The sequence below is a fragment of the Chelativorans salis genome (genome assembly GCF_025336525.1).
In the GTDB taxonomy this organism is placed as follows: Bacteria; Pseudomonadota; Alphaproteobacteria; order Rhizobiales; family Rhizobiaceae; genus Chelativorans; species Chelativorans salis.
The window spans coordinates 383,605-405,096 of the sequence record NZ_JAOCZP010000001.1; the positions used below are offsets into that span (position 1 = coordinate 383,605).

Annotated in this window: 19 protein-coding genes and 1 tRNA gene; 8 read left to right on the top strand and 12 right to left on the bottom strand. The window is 65.4% G+C overall.

Annotated features, from left to right (window positions below):
• Positions 1-238: 238 nt before the first annotated feature.
• On the bottom strand, positions 239-697 hold the full coding sequence (locus tag N5A92_RS01895; protein ID WP_260900118.1) for a PaaI family thioesterase: 459 nt from the start codon (positions 695-697) through the stop codon (positions 239-241).
• 224 nt (positions 698-921) lie between these two features.
• Positions 922-2,208: an RsmB/NOP family class I SAM-dependent RNA methyltransferase gene (locus N5A92_RS01900; RefSeq protein ID WP_260900968.1), complete on the bottom strand. Its 1,287-nt coding sequence runs from the start codon at positions 2,206-2,208 to the stop codon at positions 922-924.
• A 253-nt stretch (positions 2,209-2,461) separates the two neighbouring features.
• On the opposite strand from N5A92_RS01900, the gene N5A92_RS01905 reads away from it, so the two are divergent.
• The 3 genes from N5A92_RS01905 (at position 2,462) to N5A92_RS01915 (ending at position 5,337) form a co-directional block, all read left to right on the top strand.
• Entirely contained in the window at positions 2,462-3,478 is a 1,017-nt protein-coding gene (locus N5A92_RS01905; protein ID WP_260900121.1) for an aldo/keto reductase, read from the top strand.
• A 161-nt stretch (positions 3,479-3,639) separates the two neighbouring features.
• Positions 3,640-4,539 carry a hydrogen peroxide-inducible genes activator gene (locus N5A92_RS01910; RefSeq protein WP_260900122.1) on the top strand — a complete coding sequence of 300 codons (900 nt, stop codon included), beginning with the start codon at positions 3,640-3,642 and terminating at the stop codon, positions 4,537-4,539.
• Between the two features lie 90 nt (positions 4,540-4,629).
• Entirely contained in the window at positions 4,630-5,337 is a 708-nt protein-coding gene (locus tag N5A92_RS01915) for an MIP family channel protein (protein WP_260900123.1), read from the top strand.
• 48 nt (positions 5,338-5,385) lie between these two features.
• Here N5A92_RS01915 and guaB read toward each other — a convergent pair whose 3' ends face one another.
• Positions 5,386-6,888 (bottom strand): IMP dehydrogenase, encoded by a 1,503-nt coding sequence (gene guaB / locus N5A92_RS01920; RefSeq protein ID WP_260900124.1) that lies wholly within the window; start codon positions 6,886-6,888, stop codon positions 5,386-5,388.
• A 194-nt stretch (positions 6,889-7,082) separates the two neighbouring features.
• Between guaB and N5A92_RS01925 the strand changes: the two genes are divergently transcribed.
• Complete coding sequence (locus N5A92_RS01925; protein ID WP_260900125.1) at positions 7,083-8,192, top strand: YjgN family protein; 1,110 nt, start codon at positions 7,083-7,085, stop codon at positions 8,190-8,192.
• Complete coding sequence (locus tag N5A92_RS01930) at positions 8,182-9,240, top strand: M48 family metallopeptidase (protein WP_260900126.1); 1,059 nt, start codon at positions 8,182-8,184, stop codon at positions 9,238-9,240. The genes N5A92_RS01925 and N5A92_RS01930 overlap by 11 nt, the downstream gene beginning before the upstream one ends.
• A gap of 6 nt (positions 9,241-9,246) precedes the next feature.
• On the opposite strand, the gene N5A92_RS01935 is transcribed toward N5A92_RS01930, so the two are convergent.
• Positions 9,247-9,765 (bottom strand): GNAT family N-acetyltransferase, encoded by a 519-nt coding sequence (locus N5A92_RS01935; RefSeq protein WP_260900127.1) that lies wholly within the window; start codon positions 9,763-9,765, stop codon positions 9,247-9,249.
• 194 nt (positions 9,766-9,959) lie between these two features.
• On the opposite strand from N5A92_RS01935, the gene N5A92_RS01940 reads away from it, so the two are divergent.
• A complete protein-coding gene (locus N5A92_RS01940; RefSeq protein ID WP_260900128.1) occupies positions 9,960-11,375 on the top strand; it encodes an MFS transporter in 1,416 nt (471 codons plus the stop codon).
• A 4-nt stretch (positions 11,376-11,379) separates the two neighbouring features.
• Here N5A92_RS01940 and N5A92_RS01945 read toward each other — a convergent pair whose 3' ends face one another.
• Both N5A92_RS01945 and N5A92_RS01950 read right to left on the bottom strand, forming a co-directional pair.
• Complete coding sequence (locus tag N5A92_RS01945; protein ID WP_260900129.1) at positions 11,380-12,084, bottom strand: RlmE family RNA methyltransferase; 705 nt, start codon at positions 12,082-12,084, stop codon at positions 11,380-11,382.
• Entirely contained in the window at positions 12,072-13,409 is a 1,338-nt protein-coding gene (locus N5A92_RS01950; RefSeq protein WP_425248514.1) for a Ppx/GppA phosphatase family protein, read from the bottom strand. Before N5A92_RS01950 ends, N5A92_RS01945 begins: the two co-directional genes overlap by 13 nt.
• A 258-nt stretch (positions 13,410-13,667) precedes the next feature.
• Here N5A92_RS01950 and N5A92_RS01955 point away from each other — a divergent pair.
• Positions 13,668-13,741, top strand: a tRNA-Gln gene (locus N5A92_RS01955).
• Positions 13,742-14,078: 337 nt separating this feature from the next.
• Complete coding sequence (locus tag N5A92_RS01960) at positions 14,079-14,729, top strand: hypothetical protein (protein ID WP_260900131.1); 651 nt, start codon at positions 14,079-14,081, stop codon at positions 14,727-14,729.
• On the opposite strand, the gene iolB is transcribed toward N5A92_RS01960, so the two are convergent.
• The 6 genes from iolB to N5A92_RS01990 all read right to left on the bottom strand — a co-directional run bounded on the left by iolB (position 14,726) and on the right by N5A92_RS01990 (position 21,414).
• Positions 14,726-15,541, bottom strand: coding sequence for a 5-deoxy-glucuronate isomerase (iolB, locus tag N5A92_RS01965; RefSeq protein WP_260900132.1), 816 nt, complete (start codon positions 15,539-15,541; stop codon positions 14,726-14,728). The two genes, N5A92_RS01960 and iolB, sit on opposite strands and share 4 nt — an antisense overlap.
• Positions 15,542-15,551: 10 nt before the next feature.
• A complete protein-coding gene (locus tag N5A92_RS01970) occupies positions 15,552-15,749 on the bottom strand; it encodes a DUF3329 domain-containing protein (protein WP_260900133.1) in 198 nt (65 codons plus the stop codon).
• Positions 15,750-15,771: 22 nt separating this feature from the next.
• Positions 15,772-16,671 carry a myo-inosose-2 dehydratase gene (iolE, locus tag N5A92_RS01975; protein ID WP_260900134.1) on the bottom strand — a complete coding sequence of 300 codons (900 nt, stop codon included), beginning with the start codon at positions 16,669-16,671 and terminating at the stop codon, positions 15,772-15,774.
• A complete protein-coding gene (gene iolD, locus N5A92_RS01980; RefSeq protein ID WP_260900135.1) occupies positions 16,672-18,495 on the bottom strand; it encodes a 3D-(3,5/4)-trihydroxycyclohexane-1,2-dione acylhydrolase (decyclizing) in 1,824 nt (607 codons plus the stop codon). It lies immediately after the preceding gene.
• On the bottom strand, positions 18,492-20,408 hold the full coding sequence (locus N5A92_RS01985; RefSeq protein ID WP_260900136.1) for a bifunctional 5-dehydro-2-deoxygluconokinase/5-dehydro-2-deoxyphosphogluconate aldolase: 1,917 nt from the start codon (positions 20,406-20,408) through the stop codon (positions 18,492-18,494). The genes iolD and N5A92_RS01985 overlap by 4 nt, the downstream gene beginning before the upstream one ends.
• A 172-nt stretch (positions 20,409-20,580) precedes the next feature.
• Entirely contained in the window at positions 20,581-21,414 is an 834-nt protein-coding gene (locus tag N5A92_RS01990) for a MurR/RpiR family transcriptional regulator (protein WP_260900137.1), read from the bottom strand.
• Between the last annotated feature and the right edge of the window lie 78 nt (positions 21,415-21,492).

Below are 21,492 nucleotides of genomic sequence, written 5' to 3' on the forward strand. Positions count from 1 at the left end.
CGAAGCGCTCCCTGCAGGCCGTGCCTGAGAACACCGCCTACTGATAATACGACGAGATGGATAGAGATTTGCCGGAATACGCCTTGCCGCCCGAAATCCTTCAGCGCAGATGCCAAAGTCCGGGACCTGTAGACGTCGGCTCCCGGCGCTTTTTGCCCGTTCAGGTCCAGGGGCGTGAACACGAACTTTCCACCCACAGCCGAAATTCAAGCTGAGACACCGGCCGGCGTCGGGCTTTTCAGCCCTCGATGTCCCGCCGGCCGACGACGCTCATCATGGTGCCGGTCATGGTGGCGATCAGTTTTGCCTCGCCTTCACCGTCATAGGCATAGGCCTGGCCGTCGGCGACGATGATGGTGCGGCCGGGCTTGGTGACCGTGCCGCGGAAAAGGAAGCGCTCTCCCCTACCCGGCGCCAGGAGGTTTACCTTGAACTCGATCGTCAGCACGCCGGCATCGGCCGGCATCAGCGAATAGGCGGCGTAGCCGCAGGCCGAATCGAGCGCCATGGAGATGACGCCGGCGTGCAGGAAACCGTGCTGCTGGGTAAAGCGCTGCGCATAGGGCATCTCGATCTCGACGACGCCGGGCGTGACCACGGTCAGCCTGGCGCCGATGGTCTCCATCGCCCTTTGACGGGCAAAGCTGGTGCGCACCCGCGCCTCGAAGTCCCCCTCGGCAAACCGTCGTTCCGCCATCGTCTTCTTCCTTGTCGGCAGACATGCTTATGGCAAAGCGGGCGGTGATGGGCAATGCAGAGGCGGCTGATTGGAAAACCGGCTTCCGCTTTTCCTGGAACTGCTCTCTTTGCCTTGCCGCAGTTCCGGACGGAAAACCGGTTCCCACTTTTCCTGGAATTGCTCTCTTTGCCTTGCCGCAATTCCGGACGGAAAACCGGTTCCCACTTTTCCTGGAATTGCTTCTAGCGGCGCTCGAAGGCGGAGAAATAGAAGCCATCCGTGCCGGTGACTGCCGGTGTGAGCATGATGCCGTCATTCTCCTCGATGTGCGCGGCCTGCGGATGGGCGGGAAAGCGCTCCTGCCAGATGGCGCGGTGGTCGAGGGGGTGGAAGGCGGGTGCGCGCTCGATGAAGGCCCGCGCCTGGTCGACATTCTCCTCCCGGAAAATGGAACAGGTGATGTAGGCAAGCCGCCCGCCCGGCTTCACGTAGCGACTCGCGGTATCGAGGATAGCCATCTGTTCTATCTGGCGCGCCTCGAGCTGCTGCGGCGTCAGGCGCCATTTGGCGTCCGGCCGGCGGCGCCAGGTGCCGGAGCCGGTACAGGGAGCGTCGACGATGACGAGATCCATCTGGCCTTCGAGGCGGGCGAGCGCTTCGTCCTCTGCAATCACCTGCACGTTGCGGCAGCCTGCCCGTTTCAGGCGGTCGAAGATCGGCGCGAGGCGTTGGCGGTCGGCATCGTAGGCGTGGATCTGGCCGCGATTTTCCATCATCGCGGCCATGGCGAGCGTCTTGCCGCCGGCACCGGCGCAGAAGTCGAGCACCTGGCGGCCGGGAGCCGCCCCAGCAAGCTCGGCGACGATCTGCGAACCCTCGTCCTGCACCTCGAACCAGCCCTTGCGGAACGCCGGCTCGGCCTGCACGTTGGGATGCCGTCCGTCGCCCGCGACCGGGGGGACGCGCATGCCGTTGGTTGCGATACGTGCTGCCTCGGCCCCCGTGCGGGCAAGGGCGGCGAGAACCTTCTGCTTCTCCACTTTCAGCGTGTTGGCACGCATGTCGAGCGGCGGCCGGTCGGCAAGGGCGGCGCACTCCTCCACCCACACTTCGCCGAAGGCCCGGGCTGCCAGCGGCTCGCACCATTCCGGCACATTGGCGCGGGCGGCATCCGGAAGGGGCTGGCCGAGGCGCGCGCGGAGGCTCGCAAGCTCCGCCTCGTCGAGCGGCGGCGGGGCGAAGCGGTCTTCGGTGAAGGCGCTATCGAGCGCCTCCGTTCCGCCGCCGTTTTCCAGGAGATACCCGCCGAAAACGAGGGAACGCGGCGTGTCGGCATCGAAAAGCCAGCTTGCGGCGCGGCGGCGGCGCAGGCCGTCATAGACGAAGTTGCCGATGGCTGCGCGGTCGCCGGCGCCGGCGAACCGGTGCGACAGGCCCCAGTCCCGCATGGCATCCGCGGCGGGGCGATGACGTTTTTCGATGTCGTGGAGAATGTCGATGGCTGCTGCCAGCCTGCCGCCGAGGCGCATGATCATTGCCTTTTTCGGTTTACCCGTCGTGCGGTGTTGCTAGGGCCTGTGGGTGCGCGAGGCAAGGTCTAGTTTCGCAAGGGTGCGGCCATGAATCTTCGGGCCGGTCGGGTGCCGGCTTTTCATTCTTGAAAAACGCTTTGCGGAATCAGCCCTTCTGGTCATCGCGTCCCCGGTGAGATGGTCGGCCGACGTCGCGCGATCACCGGGAGGACGTTAGCGGCGCGAACAATCGTACAGGAAGAGGGATGTCATGCCTTTAAGCACCATTTCCGCGACCAGCCGCAGACCGTTGGGACGCTCCGGCCTTTCAGCCGGCGCCATCGGACTGGGTGGTTGGGCGATCGGAGGACATTTCATTTTTGAGGGAAAGCCGGACGGCTGGGGCGAGATTGACGACGAACAGTCGATCCGCGCCATCCACCTTGCGCTCGAGATGGGCGCATCGCTTATCGATACCGCCGATGCCTACGGGACCGGGCACAGCGAAGAGGTGATCGGCCGGGCGCTCGCCGGGCGAAGAGGCGATGCGACTATCGCTACCAAATTCGGCTTCACCTATGACCGGGCGGCGCGCACGCTGCTCGGTATGGACGTCAGCCCTTCCTACATCGAAAAGGCGTGCTCGGCGTCGCTGCAGCGTCTTCGCACCGATCAGATCGACCTTTATCAAATCCATGTGGGAGACCTGACAGACGACCAGGCGGATGCGGCGGGTGAGGCGCTGGAAAGGCTGGCGGAGAAAGGCGCCATCCGTTTCTGGGGCTGGAGCACGGACAATGCCGCGGCCGCGGAGCGGATGTTGAAGTTTCCGCATTTCGTTGCGGTTCAGCAGGAACTGAACGTCTTTACGGACGGGCCCGACATGCTGGCGATGTGCGAGGAAAACAATCTCGCCAGCCTAAACCGGTCGCCGCTGGCGATGGGGTTCCTCACGGGCAAGTTCGCCGCCGATGCGCATATGCCTTCGAGCGAGGTGCGCGGTGCCGGCCATGGGTGGGTCAGGTTCTTTCAGAACGGGCGGCCGGACCCGGATTATCTCCGGCGGCTGGAGGCGGTGCGCGAACTGCTGCAGACCGGCGGCAGGACGCTGGCGCAGGGGGCCCTGGGCTGGATCCTTGCCCGTTCGCCCGCGACTTTTCCGATCCCCGGCTTCAAGACCGAGGCGCAGGTGCGCGAAAATGTCGGCGCGATGGAGAAGGGGCCGTTGCCGGCAGCGGTCATGGCGGAGATCGATCAGGTGCTGAAGCGCGAGGCCGTGCTGACGTAGGCGCAGGCTATCGAGCCGGAGCCGCTCATAATCCCCTATCCCTCCTGTGCTTGCCGAAGGAGGGCATTTTTCGACCGCGAGCAGGATCCATCCCGTGATTCTTTCCCGCGTTCATCATAATCTGCAATTGCCTTTCATATTCTCCCTGATAACTTCCCCTTATGTTACGGGTAACCCTTCGTCAGATGCAGTATTTCGAACGGCTGGCAGAGCAGCTGCATTTCGGGCGCGCGGCTGAGGCGGCCGGCGTCACCCAGCCGGCCCTTTCCGCGCAGATCGCCGAGATGGAGGGGCAGCTTGGCTACAAGCTGTTCGAGCGCGGTGGCGGCACGGTGCGGCTGACGGCGGAAGCGCAGGCGCTGCGCCCGCGCATCGCCCGCATCCTGGCGGAAGTGGAGGACCTGGAGAGTGTGGCGCGCCGGGGCCGGAAGGTGCTGGAAGGGCGTTTCCGGCTGGGCGTCATCCCGACGGTGGCGCCCTATCTGCTGCCGCATCTGCTTCCTCTCCTCAAGAGGCGCTTTCCGGCGCTGCGGATCGAGGTGCGCGAGGCCGTGACCGCAACTTTACTGGAGGAGACCAGCAACGGCCGGTTGGACGGCGTGATCGCCGCCGAGCCGCTGGACGAGCCGCGGCTTCAGAGCACGGCACTTTTCGAGGACCGCTTCTTCCTCGCCGTACCGGAGGAAGAAGCCGAGCGCATCGCTCCGCCGGTGGCTCAGGAAAGCATGGCGCTGGAGCGGCTGATGCTCCTGGAGGATGGCCACTGCATGCGCGCCCAGGCGCTCGCCGTTTGCGGTATGGTCAAGCCCGTCACCATGGCGAGCTTCGGCGCCACGAGCCTCGCCACCCTCCTGCATATGGTCTCGCACGGCCTCGGCGTGACGCTGATACCGGAGATGGCGCGGAAGGCGGCGGAGCTTCTGCCCGGCGTGCGCGTCCTGCCTTTCGTCGAGCCCGGACCATCGCGCACAATCTGCCTTGCTTGGCGCAAGACGAACCCGCGGCAGGCAGACTTTTCCGCGCTCAGCGAAGCAATCGAAGATTCCCACTACGCCGCGTAGAAAAGCTGCACAAGTTGTCTGTGCAGTTGCTTTCAACGAGAAGTTGGTGAAAGCTCGATAGGCAAACGCAATTGCGGGGTGATTCGCATCATGAAAGCTTATACCGCAGAACTGTTCGGCACCTTTTGCCTTGTCTTCATCGGCTGTTCGAGCGTTGTTCTCGGCGGCTTCGGGGATCTTATCCCGACGGGCGGCGCAGTGGGTATCGCGCTGGCCTTCGGCATCGCCGTGGTGGCGATGGCCTATGCGGTCGGTCCTATCTCGGGCGCGCACCTCAACCCGGCCGTCACCCTCGGCGTCTATCTTGCCGGCCGTCTGCCGGCGAAGGAGGTCCTGCCCTACATGGTCGCCCAGGTGATCGGCGGCATCATCGGCGCCCTCGTATTGTGGCTCATCGCCTCCGGCTCCGCTGCGGGCGCGCCCGCCAACCTGGCGGCGAACGGATGGAGCAACTACACCACCGGCGCCGCATTCATTGCCGAGGTAGTGGCGACCTTCGTCTTCGTCATGGTTATCCTCGGCGTGACGTCGGAGAAGCATGGTACCGTCATGGCGGGGCTTGCCATCGGCCTGACGCTGACGGCGATCCACATATGCCTCATCGCCGTCACGGGGACCTCGGTGAACCCGGCACGCTCCATCGGGCCGGCGCTGTTCTCCGGCGGCGCGGCGATCGGCCAGTTATGGCTCTTCATCGTCGCCCCGCTCATCGGCGGCGCCATTGCCGGCTTTCTCTACAAGGCGGGTGTGTTCGAGGAGACGGGTAGCACCAGGACGATGGAAAAGGCGAAGGCCTGAACAGACGAAGAGGCCCTGGACTTTCCGGGGCCTCTTACTTTTTGGCGCTCAACTCGCGCCCGGATAGTTCGGGCTTTCGCGCGTAATCGTCACGTCGTGCGGGTGGCTCTCGCGCAGGCCGGCGCCGGAGATGCGCACGAAGGTGGCCTTCTCCTGGAACTCGGCCAGGTTGGCCGCGCCGACATAGCCCATCGCCGCCTTCAACCCACCGGTGAGCTGGTGCAGCACGCCTGCAGCCGCCCCCTTGTAAGCCACCTGGCCCTCGATACCTTCCGGCACCAGCTTCAGTGTATCCCGCACCTCGGCCTGGAAGTAGCGGTCGGCCGAGCCGCGCGCCATAGCGCCTACGGAACCCATGCCGCGATAGGCCTTGAACGAGCGGCCCTGGTACAGATAGACCTCGCCGGGGCTCTCCTCCGTGCCGGCCAGGAGCGAGCCAATCATGGCCGCGCTGGCGCCGGCGGCGATCGCCTTGGCGAGATCGCCGGAATATTTGATGCCGCCGTCGGCAATCACCGTCGCCCCGGCGTCGCGGGCAGCCTCAACCGCCGCCATAATGGCGGTGAGCTGCGGCACACCGACGCCGGCCACCACGCGCGTGGTGCAGATGGAGCCGGGGCCGATGCCAACCTTCACGCCATCCGCGCCGGCGTCCAGCAGCGCCTTGGTGCCGCCGGCTGTCGCGACGTTACCGGCGATGATGCGCACGGCGTTGGACAAGGTCTTGGCGCGAGCCACCGCATCAAGCACGCGCTGCGAGTGGCCATGCGCGGTGTCGATGACGAGCAGGTCGACACCCGCATCGATCAGCCGCTCGGCGCGCTCGAAACCGTCGTCGCCGACGCTGGTGGCGGCTGCCGCGCGCAGCCGCCCTTGCGCATCCTTGCAGGCATGCGGGTTTAGCTGCGACTTCTCGATGTCCTTGACCGTGATGAGGCCGACGCAGTTGCCGCCATCGTCCACCACCAGAAGCTTCTCGATGCGGTTCTGGTGCAGAAGCCGCTTGGCCTCGTCCTGACTGACCCCCTCCTTCACGGTGACGAGGTTGTCATACGTCATCAATTCGCGCACCGGCTGAGTGGGGTTGGAGGCGAAGCGTACGTCGCGGTTGGTGAGGATGCCGACGAGCCTGCCCGTGGTCTGCCCGCCGAGGCCGCCGTTCTCCACCACAGGAATGCCGGAGATGCGGTGGGTGTTCATCAGCGCATGGGCATCGGCCAGCGTCGCATCCGGGCCGATAGTGATGGGGTTCACCACCATGCCCGACTCGAACTTCTTGACCTGCCGCACCTCCTCCGCCTGCTCGGCGGGCGAAAGATTGCGGTGGATGACGCCGATACCGCCGGCCTGCGCCACGGCGATCGCCAGCGCAGATTCGGTGACAGTGTCCATAGCGGCCGAAAGGATCGGGATGTTCAGTTCGATGTCGCCGGCGATGCGGGTGCGCACATCGGTCTGGCCGGGCATCACCTCGGAATGGCCGGGCTGCAGAAGCACGTCGTCGAAGGTGAGCGCCTCGGCGCCGGTTGCGGTTTCGATGATTTTTGCCATGGCCGACCCTTGAAATATGAGAGGAACGCACAGGCCGTTTCCCTAAGGGGGAGAACGGGCTGCCTCAATGTGATTCCCTTTCAGGATTGGCGCTGGCTCGTACCACGTCCGTGAGGCGTTGAAAAGATGGCCGGTTACGGCAATGGTGTGCGGGCATTGATTAAAATCGATTCCAGCAGGCAAGGGGGCATACAATGAACGATGCGTCGCGAGTGATTCCCGCGGGGGGCAATCCGCAGGACCGGCACACCGAGACCTTTTCCTTCACCGGCAGGGCCGGCGAATACTTCGGTATCTGGATCGTCAACATCCTTCTGACGATCGTCACGCTCGGCATCTATTCAGCCTGGGCGAAAGTCCGCCGGCAGCGCTATTTCTACGGCAATACCGAGCTTGCCGGGCGCAGCTTTGACTACCACGCGCGGGGACTGCAGATCCTCATCGGCCGGATCGTCGTTCTTGTGGCGCTGATCATTTACGCTGTCTTGCCGTACATATTCGCCTACGCGAACATGTTCGTCATATACACGGTGGCAAACCTGATCCTGCCCTTTCTTCTGCTGGCGGCCATGCCGTGGCTCATCAAGCGGGGCTTGCGCTTCAACGCGCGCGTGACCAGCTACCGCAATGTCCGCCTCGACTTTCACGGCGGCTATTGGGGCGCTTTCGTGGCCTATCTCATCGGCCCCTTCCTCGCCACGCTTACGCTTGGCATACTGGCGCCTCTCGCCTCGCGCTGGATGTGGCGCTACACGCTCGGCAATGTCAGCTATGGTGGGCGTAAGGTGGCCTGCGAGCCGCAGCTGAAAGCGCTCTACAGTCAGTGGTGGATGCCTGCGCTTCTGGTGCTCCTCGGCGTTGCACCGCTTACGGTGCTGGGCCTTGGCTTGTTCGGCTGGGCGAGCAGCGGCCTGGCGACGGTCAACGAGAACACCGTTACGACCGCGGTCTTTCTCGTCTTCCTCGCGCTGATGGCAATCTACGGCTTTGCCGGACTGTTCTACCGCGCGGGCGTGCGCAATGTCGCCTTCAACGCCGCGGTGTTCGACGGGCGGCACGAATTCGCCTCACGGCTCGGGCGGCGGCGCTATACATGGATCGCCATCTCGAACTTCCTGGCGACAATCTTCTCGCTCGGCTTCGCCCGGCCTTGGGCGGCGGTGCGGATGGCGCGCTATGTGGCCTCGGCCACGGCAGTCACCGTCAGCGGCTCGCTTGACGACTATCTGAACGAGGTCGAGCAGACCGGACCGGCAATCGGCGCCGAATATATGGATATGGAAGGCTTCGACTTTGGGCTCTGACAGGCCGCGCCTTGTCATTTCCGGTCAATGGCACCCGCCCGGATCGAGCCGGGCGGAGGCGGCGCGCTTCACGTCCGCCGATGGCGTGGCCACGGCGAAAGGCGCAGAAGGCGGGGAGACACTTGCGGAGGGCGCCGTCTCCGGCCTCTCGGTTTCGAACCGTGTCGGCCGAATCCCGCGCCGGATCACCTTTGCGGACGGGAGCGTTTTCGAGACGGATGACAACGATGCCATCGACCGCTGGCTCAAGGCGCATCGCGGATGGCGGGTGGGGTTCGTGCACGGGCTGGAGCGCTTCCATCCGCGGCTTATCCTGCTGGTGGCGGTGGTGGCCGTGCTGTGCGTGGGGCTTTACCGCTATGCCCTGCCGATCGCGGTGGAGGTGGCGGTTGCAGTGACGCCGCCCGCCGCCCCGCGCCTTATGGGCCAGAGCGCGCTTGCCTCCCTCGACCAGACGGTGCTCGCCCCCTCGCAACTTGAGGGGCAAAGGCGCCAGGCGATCACGTCGGATTTCCGCACACTTGCCGAGCTCACGCCCGGAGGCGCGGATGCCTTCGACCTGCAATTCCGCCGCGGCGGGGTGATCGGACCCAATGCCTTCGCACTTCCCGACGGCACGATCGTGCTGACTGACGAACTCGTGCGGCTTGCGCGCGACGAAGACGCAGTGCTCGGCGTGCTCGCCCATGAGATTGGGCATGTGGTGCACAAGCACAGCCTGCGCCGCCTCTACCGGGCAGCCGGGATCACGACGCTGATCATGTTCATCGGCGGCGACATCGGCTCGGGCATGGAAGAGGTGCTTGTCCAGGGCGCGGGCCTGATGACGCTTTCCTATTCGCGCGACCAGGAGAGCGAGGCCGACCGCTACAGCGTCGAACTGATGGCGAAGGCGGGGCGGGAGCCGGCCGGCCTGGCGCGCCTCTTCGACGTGCTGCGTGAGAACTACGGTGATGACGACCGCAACGATTTCTTCTCCACGCATCCGACAACGCCCGACCGCATCGAAGACATCCGGCGCCATGCGGCGGAGGTTGGCGCGCGATAGGCGCACTCATGTGTGCTGGCTGGTATGGCCCTCGGGTTCAAATGCCGGAGCAAATTTCAGCTCGCCGCGCGGTGCGGGACCGGAGAATACGATCCACTGGACGTAGCTCCGGTCCAGATTCCCGTACGATAGCTGACCGTCACTTTCGAAGCCCACGCGGCTGTAGATGTCGGGGCTGCCGATCAACGCACAACCACGAGCGCCGCGCTCCTTGAGCATTTCCAAACCAGTCAGGATCAGCGCTCTTCCGATACCCCGCCGCTGCATCTCCGGCCGTACCGAAACCGGCCCTAGACCGAACCAGTTGTTATGGATGCCGTCGATGGTGACTGGAGAGAGTGCGATGTGGCCTAAGATTGCCCCGTCCTTTTCGGCCACCAACGATAACGTCAGGTCGCCAGACGCCCGTAGAGATCTGATTATTGGAGCTTCCGATCCGTCGCTGAATGCCATCGGTTCGAAAGCCGACAATGTCAGGCTGTGGATGGCGTCTTCATCGCCAGGACGTTCGTTTCGGATCAGCAATCTCGGCCTCGTTCGTATAGTCCTCCATTCTAATTTTACATTTCCCAGTTTGCCAACACAGCGCTAACGAAGCCGCCTGGCAAGCTTACCTTCCATGTCACCCCGCCTTTGACATCCCCGTCCTTTCGGCCGATATGGTGCGTGCCGGCTTGCCTCCCGGGCCGCCGATCTTCTGAACCAACCGGTCGCTGCCTGTGAATCGCTCGCTTCCGCTGATCCTCGCCGTCGCGCTCTTCATGGAGCAGATGGATTCGACCGTCATCGCCACCTCGCTGCCGGCGATCGCGGCGGATATCGGGACCAGCCCGGTGACGCTGAAGCTGGCACTGACGACCTATCTGGTGGCGCTTGCCATCTTCATTCCCGTCAGCGGCTGGATGGCCGACCGGTTCGGTGCGAAGCGGGTGTTTGCGCTCGCCATCGGTGTGTTCGTTGTCGGTTCGGTCGCCTGCGCTGTTTCGGATTCGCTGTTCGCCTTCGTCATGGCGCGCTTCGTGCAGGGCATGGGCGGAGCGATGATGACGCCGGTGGGGCGGCTGGTGCTTGTGCGGGCGACGCCGAAGAACCAGCTCGTCTCCGCCATGGCCTGGCTCACCGTGCCGGCGCTTGTCGGCCCCCTTGTCGGGCCGCCGGTCGGCGGCTTCATCACCACCTATTTTTCCTGGCACTGGATTTTTCTCATCAATGTGCCGATCGGGCTTTTGGGCATCTTCTTCTCCGGCCGCGTGCTGCCGGAGTTCGAACCGCAGGAGAATGAAAGGCTGGATGTCAGGGGCTTCGTTCTGTCGGGGTTCGCTGCCTCCGGTGTGGTGTTCGGCCTGTCGGTCATCAGCCTGCCGGCGCTGCCGCCGGCGGTTGGGCTGGCGACGGTGATGGCGGGAATGGCGATAGCGTGGCTTTATGTGCGCCACGCGCGGCGGGCGGAGCGGCCGATCCTCGACCTCAGGCTGTTTTCCAACCGCGCCTTCCGCTCAGCGATCATCGGCGGCTCGCTGTTCCGCATCGGCGCGGGGGCGGTGCCGTTTCTCTTACCGCTGATGTTCCAGATCGGCTTCGGGCTGACGCCCTTCCAGTCCGGCATGCTCACCTTCTCATCGGCGCTTGGCGCCATCGCCATGAAGTTCATCGCCAGCGCCACGCTGCGCGCCGGCGGCTTTCGCCTGGTGCTGGTGCTGGCGGCCGTCCTCGGCAGCGCGCTGATCGCCGCCAACGCGCTGTTCACACCGGCAACGCCGCCCGGCGCCATCATCGCCGTCTTGATGGCGGCGGGCTTCTTCCGCTCGCTCTTCTTCACCTCGGCCAATGCGCTGGTCTTCGCCGAGATCGGCGAGCGGCAGGCGAGCCAGGCGACAGCCATCGCCGCGGCCAGCCAGCAGATCAGCATCGCGCTCGGCGTGGCGGTGGGCGCCGGCATCCTGGAGGCGACGACCTATGTGACAGGTGCGCCGCTCGGCCTCGACGCCTTCGCCAACGCCTTCATGGTCGTCGCCATGCTGACGGCGCTCGCCGCCCTGCCCTTCATCCGGCTGCCGGCCGACACGGGCAACGCAGTCTCGGGGCACCGGCGCCGGCGCATGAAGGACGAGGAGCAGGCACTGCCGGCGGAGTGAGCGCTCAGCCCTCGCCCCTGAAGCCCTTGGCGAGAAGATAGAGCTCCACCGACTCGCCGCGCGAGGCAGGCGGCTTGACGTGGTGGACGGAGCGGAAATTGCGCTTCAGCATGGCGAGGAGGTCCGTCCCGGCGCCACCCTGGAAGGTCTTGGCGAGAAAGTGGCCGCCGGGCCTCAGCACGTTCACCGCGAAATCCGCTGCCGCCTCGCACAGGTGCATGGTGCGCAGATGGTCGGTGCGGCGGTGGCCGGTGGTGGGGGCGGCCATGTCGGACAGCACCACGTCGGGCGGGCCGCCCAGCACGTCGATGAGGCGGTCCGGCGCATCGTCGTCGAGGAAATCAGTCTTGAGAATTGCCGCGCCGAGCACCGGGTCCATCTCCAGATAGTCGATGCCGACGACGCTGGGGTTCTGCGGATCCGATTTTACGCGGGCCGCCGCCACCTGGCACCAGCCGCCGGGGGCGGCACCCAGATCGATGACCTTCATGCCCGGCGCCAGGATGTGATGCTTGTCGTCGATCTCGGTGAGCTTGTAGGCGGCGCGCGAGCGCATGCCTTCCTGCGTGGCGCGCTGCACATAAGGATCGTTCAGATGCCGCTCCAGCCAGCGGCGCGAGGAGTTCTTCAGGCCCCGCTTTTTCTTCACCCGCGTCTTCAGCGCACGGGCGCCGCTGCCGGGCTTGCCCTCCTTTTTCACGCCGGCCATGCCCCAACGCGCTTGCGGCGGCGCCACACCCCGTCGCGCGCCATCATTTCGCTGAGCATGCCTTCGCGCAGGCCCCGGTCGGCAACGCGCAGGCGCTCGGCCGGCCAGTGGCGGCGGATCGCCTCTAGGATAGCGCAGCCGGCAAGCACCAGGTCTGCCCGCTCGGAGCCGATACAGGGGTTGGCCTTGCGCTCGTCGAAGCTCCAGCCGAGGATGGTCTCGATCATGCGGTCGATGCTGTCGCGCTCCATCCACAGCCCGTCGACGCGGCGGCGGTCATAGCGCTTCAGCCCGAGATGAACGCCGGCCAGCGTGGTGACGGTGCCGGATGTGCCCAACAGATGGAACCGGGCAGTCGAGGCGACATGCGCCAGCCGGCCGCCACCGTCGAAGCGCGACAGCATGAGGGTGACCTCGTTGACCATCGCTTCAAAGCTTTCGCGCGTGACGACGCGGCCGCCGAAGCGCTCGGCCAGCGAGACGACGCCGACGGGCAGCGATGTCCAGGAGACGATGTGGTCGGCAAGCCGCGGCGTGCGGTGGCGTGACAGGTCGACCAGGGCGATCTCCGAGGAGCCGCCGCCGATGTCGAACAGCACGAGGCCGTCGGTCTCGCGCGTCACCAGCGAGCTGCAGCCGGAGACGGCGAGCCTGGCTTCCGTCTGGCGGTCGATCACCTCCAGGGCAAGCCCCGTCTCCCGCTGCACACGGTCGAGGAAGTCTCCACCGTTCTCGGCCGAGCGACAGGCCTCGGTGGCGATCATGCGCACGCCGCTGAGCCGCCAGCCGGCAAGCTTTTCCGCGCACACGGCGAGCGCGTCCACGGCGCGGTCCATGGCCGGTTGGCTCAACCGCCCGCTCGCCGTCAGCCCCTCACCCAGCCGGACGATGCGCGAGAAGGCATCGACGACGCGGAAGCGGCCGGGCCGGCCTGGCGTCGCCACCAGCAGGCGGCAATTGTTGGTGCCAAGATCGAGCGCGGCATAAAGCGTCTGCGAAGTGCCATTGAAGCCGTTCCGCGGCGTATAGGTCCCGCCACCCGTTTGCCGCGGCTCTCCGAGAGACGGAACCGGCGCCTTGGCCCCCGGTTCCGGAGCAACCGGGGCTTGTTGCGCAGGGCGCCCTTCGCCATCGCGAACGAAAACGCGGCGCCCGCGCTTTCTCCTGCGCTTGCGCTTCGGCTTCCTCGGCCCGTCGCCCGCGAAGCCCGCGGCCGGAGCCAATGCCGGCTCCCGCCCGTTCACAGTCACGCCGCCCCCCACCGAGACGTGATCGCCAACACACTCCGCGACCGGTGGCGCGTCACATTCCTCGTGGTCGTCCACCGCATTTCCTTCCGCGCCGCGCGCGCCGAAATGGCGCACCAGCAGGCGCTCGACACTTATGTTGGCGACAGACTAGCAGCGGTGCGACCTTTGACCAAGAGCCGGCCACGAAGAAATGGCCGCCGTGCTCCCGGTGCAACTGTGGTGCGGGCGCGAAGAGGAACAATCGCGATTTGAAAACGCCGACGGGGTTGACTATTAAAGGGGCATGGCTAAATAGCTTGGCCCGCGCAACCGCCACGCGGCGAAGCGGCATGCTGGGGAATAGTTTAACGGTAGAACAGCGGACTCTGACTCCGTCGGTCCTGGTTCGAATCCAGGTTCCCCAGCCAACCACCTTCCCGAATTCGCTGCTTCGCGGCAACGACGACGACAACCGCGGCAATCCTGGTAACGAGAAGAGCGTCGGTTCGGCCGACGAGAGGCCTGGACCTCGCGCGCCTAGCGACTTCGGCCCGACCGGCAGCTTCGGCAAAGGCGACGCCAGAGGAAACGCCGGTGGTCAAGGCAACCGCGACGATGCGACTGCCAAGAAAGCAGCCAGAACCAATGGTGTCGATAGCCGCGAAAGATGGTTGCGATATAAACCGAGCGGTTCGGAAGGCCTTTTTGGACAGTCGCTGCTATCGGCTCTAGGATAGCGGGCGTGCCATGATTCGGGGGGATTCGTTGAGCGGAACCAGGCTCTTTCTTGCCGTGGCCCTGCTGGCGGTGTCGGTTGGCGTTGGCAACGCGGGTGATGGTGAGCCGTTCCTGTATTTCGCGACGCAGGATCCGTTCGTCAGCCCCGAAGCACCGGCGGCGAAGAACGATGTCCACATGTTCGGCGGTGTCTTTGCCGAGAGGTCGTTCGGCAGCGTCATGCGGTTCTGGGATGCCGAATATACTAGCAACTACATGATCGGCGGGGTCTACGGCCGGGATTTTCATGAGCTTGGGGCGGGCTTTGTTCTTGGCGGAGTGGCGGGCGCGGCACTCCGCTTCGGCGAGAACGACGATACCAGCGGCGAAATCTGGGCGGGAGTAAGGATCCGTCACCACGGCCTGGTCATTGGCGACCTGGCGATTGCGCCGGGGCTGACGTTGGGTTTCAGCGCGGTCACCAGCCCGACCGAGATCGAACGAGAGCGCGAGATTCGATATGGCGGCGACGCCACTCTGCTAGGCTTTGCCGGACCGGAGATGGCGTTCCGGTTGCGGCAGGCTCCGAATGTCGAACTCGTCTATCAGCTTCACCACAGGTCCGGCAGCAACGGGCTGTTCGGCGACCTCGGCGAAGGGTCCAACGCCAATACCATTGGCCTTCGCTACCGGTTCTAACCGTTGCCGCTGTCTCGCTGAAAAATCCAATCGTGGTCCGGGTGGTTCTTGAAGCGCCAGGCACGACGGGGGCCGGCCATGACGTTGAGATAATACATTTCGTAGCCATAGGGCGCGCCGCAGGGGTGGTGGCCGCGCGGAACGAGGACGACGTCATGGTTGGAGACGGCGATTGACTCGTCGAGTTCGCCGTCCTCGGTGAAGATGCGCTGAAAGCCGAAGCCTTTGGCGGGGTTCAGGCGGTGGTAGTAGGTCTCCTCGAGATAAGTCATCTCGGGGTAGTTATCCTCGTCGTGCCGGTGCGGCGGATAGGACGACCAGTTGCCCTGGGGAGTGTAGACCTCGGTGACCAGCAGACTGTCAGCGACATCGCGCTCTTCCATGGCGATGGCGTGGATATAGCGTGTGTTGGCGCCCTTGCCGCGCTCGGCAAGGGAGATACCGGCAGGGCCGATCACCTGGGCCTCGTGGCCGCCCTTGCCTGGAGCGGTGCAGACGGCGAGCGTGCAGTCAGTGGTTGCCGTCGCGGTCCAGCGGGAGCCGTTGGGGATGTAGACGGCATGGGGTGGCAGGCGCTCGAAGACATCCATGCGCTCGCCCAGCTCGCCGAATTTCTTATTCTCCGAGGCAATCTCGGCCTTGCCCTCCACGAGCACCAGGATGACCTCGGTATCGCCCGTCTCCTCCATTGCCGTCTCACCGGCTTTCAGACGGTAGAGACCGAAGCCGACGTAGCCCCAGCCAGCACTTCGCGGCGTGATGTCGTGCACCTTGCCGGCACTGCCGGCGGGCCTGACCAGGAGTTTCGACATGGCTCGTCTCCTACTTCGTGTGGGTGTCGGGGCGATAGTTGATGAGCAGCGCCCAGGCGCAATAGACGCCGACGCCGCCGAAGAGGGCACCCCAGAAGGGCGAGGCCGAGGCAAACTCGAACGCCGCCCAGCCGAGGCAGACGGCGACGATGGCTACCCGCCGCCAGAGGGGGCGGAAGAAGGGATGATCGGCGTCGAAAAGCTGCATGATGCTCCGATATATCCCGCGGCTACGACCGGTCCAGCCCTGCAGCCCTGGCCGCGGCCTTGAGCGCGTCCAGGCCCATGGACTGATATTTTACGGGATCGGCCTTCCCCGGATCCTGCTCGGCCTCGATGACGAGCCAGCCATCGTAGCCGTGTTCGGCAGCGACCTTCAATACCGGCTCGAACTCGAGCGCGCCTTCCGGATCGCCGGGCACGGTGAAGACGCCGCGCCTGACGCCTTCGAGGAAGGAAAGCCCCTCCTCTTCCACCTGGCGCCTGATCGCCGGCCGCACGTTCTTGGCATGGAAATGGCCTACCCGGTCCATATACGTGCGGGCGAGTTCGACCGGATCCGAGCCGCCGAACCAGGCGTGGCCGACGTCGAGGAGCAGCTTGGTGGCGGGGCCCGTGCCGGCCATCAGGCGACCGATCTCGTGGCGGGTCTGGACGATGGTGCCCATGTGATGGTGGTAGACGAGATCGATCCCCTGCCCTGCGCAATACTCGGCGATGGCCTCGACACCGGCGCAGAATTTCGGCCAATCGCCCTCGGCCAGCACCGGCTTGTCCTTAAGCGGCACCGCTTCGTTGCCATGGATGGCGTTGGAGGTCTCGCAGACGACGCAGACCTTGCAGCCATTCGCCTTCAGCATGTCGAGATGCGGCTGGATGGCGCGCTTTTCCGTCTCTATGTCGTTGACGAGCAGGTTCAGGGAGTGCCAGCCGGAGATGAAGAGGAGGCCGTGGGCGGCCAGCACCTTCTTCAGCTCCTCTCCGTCGGAGGGCATCTTGTGGCCCTTCTCGATGCCGGAAAAGCCGATTGCGGCGGCCTCGCGCAGGCACTGCTCCAGCGGGATGTGGGCGCCTATTGTCTGGTCGTCGTCGTTGGACCATGCGATGGGGTTGGTGCCGTAGCGGATCATTCAGCGCCTCTCCTTGAGCGCGGCTTCGTAGCCTGCGCGGGCTTTCTTTACCTGGTCGCGTTCCGACACCTCGGGCACGGCCACATCCCACCAGTGGCCGCCGGCCTCGGTGGAGGGATAGGGGTCGGTGTCGATGACGACGACGAAGGGGCCTTCGGCCTGGCGCGCACGCGCCAGCGCCTCCTCCAGTTCACCAATGGAGCCTGCCTTCTCCGCATGGGCGCCCATGGAGGCGGCGTGAGCGACGAAGTCGATCTGCGAGGGGTTCACGTGCTGGGCGTGGTCCAAGAGGTTGTTGAACTCAGCACCGCCGGTGGCCATCTGCAGCCGGTTGATGCAGCCATAGCCGCGGTTATCCGTGATGACGACGGTGATCTTGACGCCCATCATCGCTGCCGTGGCAAGCTCCGAGTTCATCATCATGTAAGAGCCGTCGCCGACCATGACGACCACGTCGCGGTCGGGCTCGGCCATCTTGATGCCCATGCCGCCGGCGATCTCGTAGCCCATGCAGGAATAGCCGTATTCCATGTGGTAGGAGCCGGGGCGGCCGGCCTTCCACAGCTTGTGCAGCTCGCCGGGCATGGTGCCGGCCGCACACATGACCACCGTGTTCTCGCGCGCCGCGCGCTGCACGGCGCCGATCACCTGCATGTCGGTGGGAAGCGCGTTGGTGACCTCGGGCGCCGCGGTCACGGCGTCGGCGGCGGCGAACCAGTCCGCCTTCAGCTTCGGGGCCGGTGGATCGAACCGCTTCTCGCCCAAGGCGCGCCACAGCGCCTCCAAGCCGACACATGCATCCGCGCAAAGAGGCGTCGCGCCATGCTTGACCGCGTCATACGCATTGACATTCAGGCTGATGAGCTTGCGCCCCGGCTGCGAAAAGAGTGACCACGAGCCGGTGGTGAAATCCTGGAACCGGGTGCCGACGCCGATGACAACGTCGGCCTCGGCGCAGCGCGCGTTGGCGCTGGACGAGCCGGTCACGCCAACCGGGCCGAGATTGAGCGGGTGGTCCCAGGGCAACGCCGATTTGCCGGCCTGGGTTTCCACCACCGGGATCTGATGGGCCTCGACGAAAAACTTGAAGGCCTCGTGGGCATGGGAATAGTGGACGCCGCCGCCAGCGACGATGACAGGTGCCTTGGCGGCGGCGATGATCTTCGCCGCCTCCTCGACCTCGACCGGGTCGGGCTGGACGCGGCGCATGCGCCAGACCTTCGGCTCGAAGAATCTTTCCGGCCAGTCGTAGGCCTCCGCCTGCACGTCCTGACAGAAGGCGAGCGTGACGGGGCCACAGTCGGCGGGGTCGGTCATGGTGCGGAAGGCGCGGGGCAGCGCGGTCAGAAGCTGCTCCGGCCGCGTGATGCGGTCGAAATAGCGCGAGACGGGGCGGAAGCAGTCGTTGACGCTGACAGTGCCGTCGGAAAAATTCTCCACTTGCTGCAAGACCGGGTCCGGCCCGCGATTCGCGAAGACGTCGCCGGGCATGAAGAGCACCGGCAGGCGGTTGACATGTGCAAGAGCTGCCGCCGTGACCATATTGGTGGCGCCGGGGCCGATGGAGGAGGTAACGGCCATGGCCCGCTTGCGATGGAGCTGCTTGGCATAGGCGATTGCCGCGTGGGCCATCGACTGCTCGTTGTGGCCGCGATAGGTGGGCAGCTTGTCACGCACGGCATAAAGCGCCTCGCCGAGGGCAGCGACATTGCCGTGGCCGAAGATCGCCCATACGCCGGCGATGAAGGGTTCGCCGTCCTCGTTCATCTGTGCCGCCAGATAGCGTGTCGCAGCCTGAGCGGCGGTCAACCTGATCGTCTTCATGCGGCCCTCCCTCGTTTCGCCCGCGCGCGGTCCCACACCTCGCACAGGGCGCGGTATTTCTCTGCCATTGTGGCGACGGCCTCCTGGTCGCCGATCTCGCCGGCCAGCCAGCGGCGCGCGGCGTCGGCGAAGATGGTGCGGCCGACGGCGAAGCCTTTCACAAGATCGAAGCCGGCTGCAACCGCAAAACTCTCCTCAAGCTCGGCCGCCGGCGCGTCAAGTCCCAGGACGACGATGCCGCGCGTATAGGGGTCGTTGCGGGTGATGGCGCCGCAAGCGCTCTCCCACGCCTTCCCGGAGGTCATCGGCTCAAGCTTCCACCAGTCGGGATAAACGCCGATCTCGTAGAAGCGTTCGATGACCGCGGCGGCGGTCTCATCATCGACGGCGCGCACCTTGGAGGGAATGATCTCCAGAAGCATCTCCAGCCCGTTGCGGCGGCTGGCGGCGAAGAGCCTTTTCACCACGTCCTCCTGGCGCGCCTTCACTTCGGCGTCATCGTCGGGGTGATAGAAGCACAGGACCTTGACTACGTGCTCCAGCGGCCATTCGACGAGGCCGCCGAAGTCGGGTCCAATCTCCTGCTCCAGTTTGAGGGGGCGCGAGCCCGGCCATTCGACCGGCCGGCCGATCCACAAGCCGCTGCCGGCCGCCCGGTAGAGCGCTTCGCGGCCATGTCGGCCGTCGCAGAGGATGCCGTGGCCGTGCTTGCCGCCAGCTACCTGCCGCGCCGCCTCCAGGCACAGCACCTTGAACGCGCCGATGCGCTCATGCGGCACGCCTGCGGCGTCCGCCATCTCCTCGAGCTGCATTCGGTGGTCGAAGGCGAAGACGCGCATTTCCTGCCAGTCGCCCTTGCGGTTGGTCGACCAGTGCACCTGCTCCAGAGCCGCGTCCTTGCGCAGGGCGCGGTTCTTGATGCCGGTGCGGAAGAAATACTGCAGTTCCTCCCACGAGGGATAGGCCGGCGTGCAGCCGTGACGTGAGACGGCAAAGGCACCGCAGGCGTTGGCGTATTTCAGTGTCGTGGGCCAGTCCTCGCCGGTAAGCCAACCCTTCAGGAGCCCGGCCATGAAGCCGTCGCCGGCGCCGAGCACGTTGAAGACCTCGATGGGAAAGTACTCGCCCGCCTCGCCCTCGTCCAACGTGTCGGGGATGGCGCCGGTGAAGGCGGAAGCGCCCATCGGGCCGCGCTTGCACACCAGCACGGCGTCCGTGAGGCGGCGCACGGTGCACAGCGCTTGAATAGTGTTGGTGGAGCCGCCGGCGATGTGGAACTCTTCCTCCGTGCCGACAATCAGGTCGAAAAGCGGGAGCGTCTTCTGGAGCTTGGCGGTCACCCGCTCGGATTCGATGAAGCGGCTTTCGCCGGCGCCGTGGCCGGCGAGGCCCCAGAGATTGGGACGGTAGTCGATGTCGAGCGCCGTCTTGGCGCCGCTCTCGCGCGCCAGCTTCAACGCCTTCAGGACGGCGGCTTCCGTGCGCGGGTGCGACAAGTGTGTGCCGGTGGCGCACACGCAGCCCGCTTCTGCAATGAAAGCGAGATCGATATCGTCTTCCTCTAGCGCCATGTCGGCGCAGTTCTCGCGGTAGAAGATGAGCGGGAACTGCTCCTGGTCGCGGATGCCCAGCAGCACGAGCGCGGTCAGCCGTTCCGGGTCGGTCTTCACGCCGCGCACGTCGACGCCCTCGCGCTCGAGCTCCTCGCGGATGAAGCGGCCCATGTGCTCGTCGCCGACGCGCGTGATCAGCGCCGACTTCAGCCCCAGGCGCGCGGCACCGGCGGCGATGTTCGTGGGCGAGCCGCCGATATATTTGTTGAAGGAGGCCATATCCTCCAGCCGCCCGCCGACCTGCGCGCCGTAAAGATCGACCGACGAACGGCCGATGGTGATGACGTCGAGGGGCTTCATCAAATCACTCCTCCCTGATCGATGCGCATTCCGGATCGGCGAGAGACCGCCGCCACGTGGCGGCTTCGCTTCCTCTAGCAGCTCGCGCCTTCCGCCTCACGGACGTGGCCAAGAGCCGCTGGCGCGTTCAAGCCATTATGGAAGATATGTTCCATTTTTCACTCAAGATCAATCATGGAATTCCATTTTTCCGGGCGCGATTGGCCGTGCCCACGGCGACGACCAGAGCTACGGCGAGCGAAAGTGTTGCCGAAAGCGAGCGGAAATCGCCGAAGTCGGCTTCCGAGACTGTGAGGAGCAGCGGTGTGACCGGGCGCAGGGGGCTCGCCAGCGAGTCGGTGATGGCCACCACCTTGGCGCCGGCGCGCGCGCCGGCCTCGGCCAGCGCCACCGTCTCCGGCGAATAGGGGGCGAAGGTAATGGCGATCACGGCATCGCCCTCGCGGATCGCATGGCGGCTGTCGAGATTCCCGACGCTGTCGTGCAGCATGGTCGGCACATTCATCTTCTCGAAGGCGTAGGCAAGGTAGGAGGCGACGGAGAAGGCGCGGCGCATGCCGACGATGTGCACCATGTTCGCCTCCGACAGCGCCTTGATGGCCGTATCGAGGGCGCGCGGGTCGAGCGTCTTGGCGAGGTTTTCGAGCGACAGCCGCCCCGCCTCGACGAATTCGGCGAGAAGCGCGGAAGGGCTACCGGCCCCGCTCTCGCGCAGCTTTTCCAGGCGCGTGGCATAGTCCGGCCAGTTTTGCGCATAGGAATCGCGGAACAGGCGCTGCATCTGCGAGAAGCCGGAGAAGCCCAGAACCTGGCAGAAGCGCATGAAGGCTGACGGCTGGACACCGGCCCCCTCCGACATCTCCGCCACCGTCGAGACGGCGACGCGGTCCGGGTTGGCCGCCACATACTCGGCGCACTGTCTGAGCCGCTTCGGCAGGCCGTCCGAGACCTCGAGGATGCGGTCGAGCAACTCCTCTATACTTGCCGGTGCCGAGCGTGCATCCATGTGTCGTCTTTCCGTCAGCCCTAGAGAAAATTCTCCCGATGCTATCGCGCTTGGAATAAAAATTCCACTGTCAGCAGC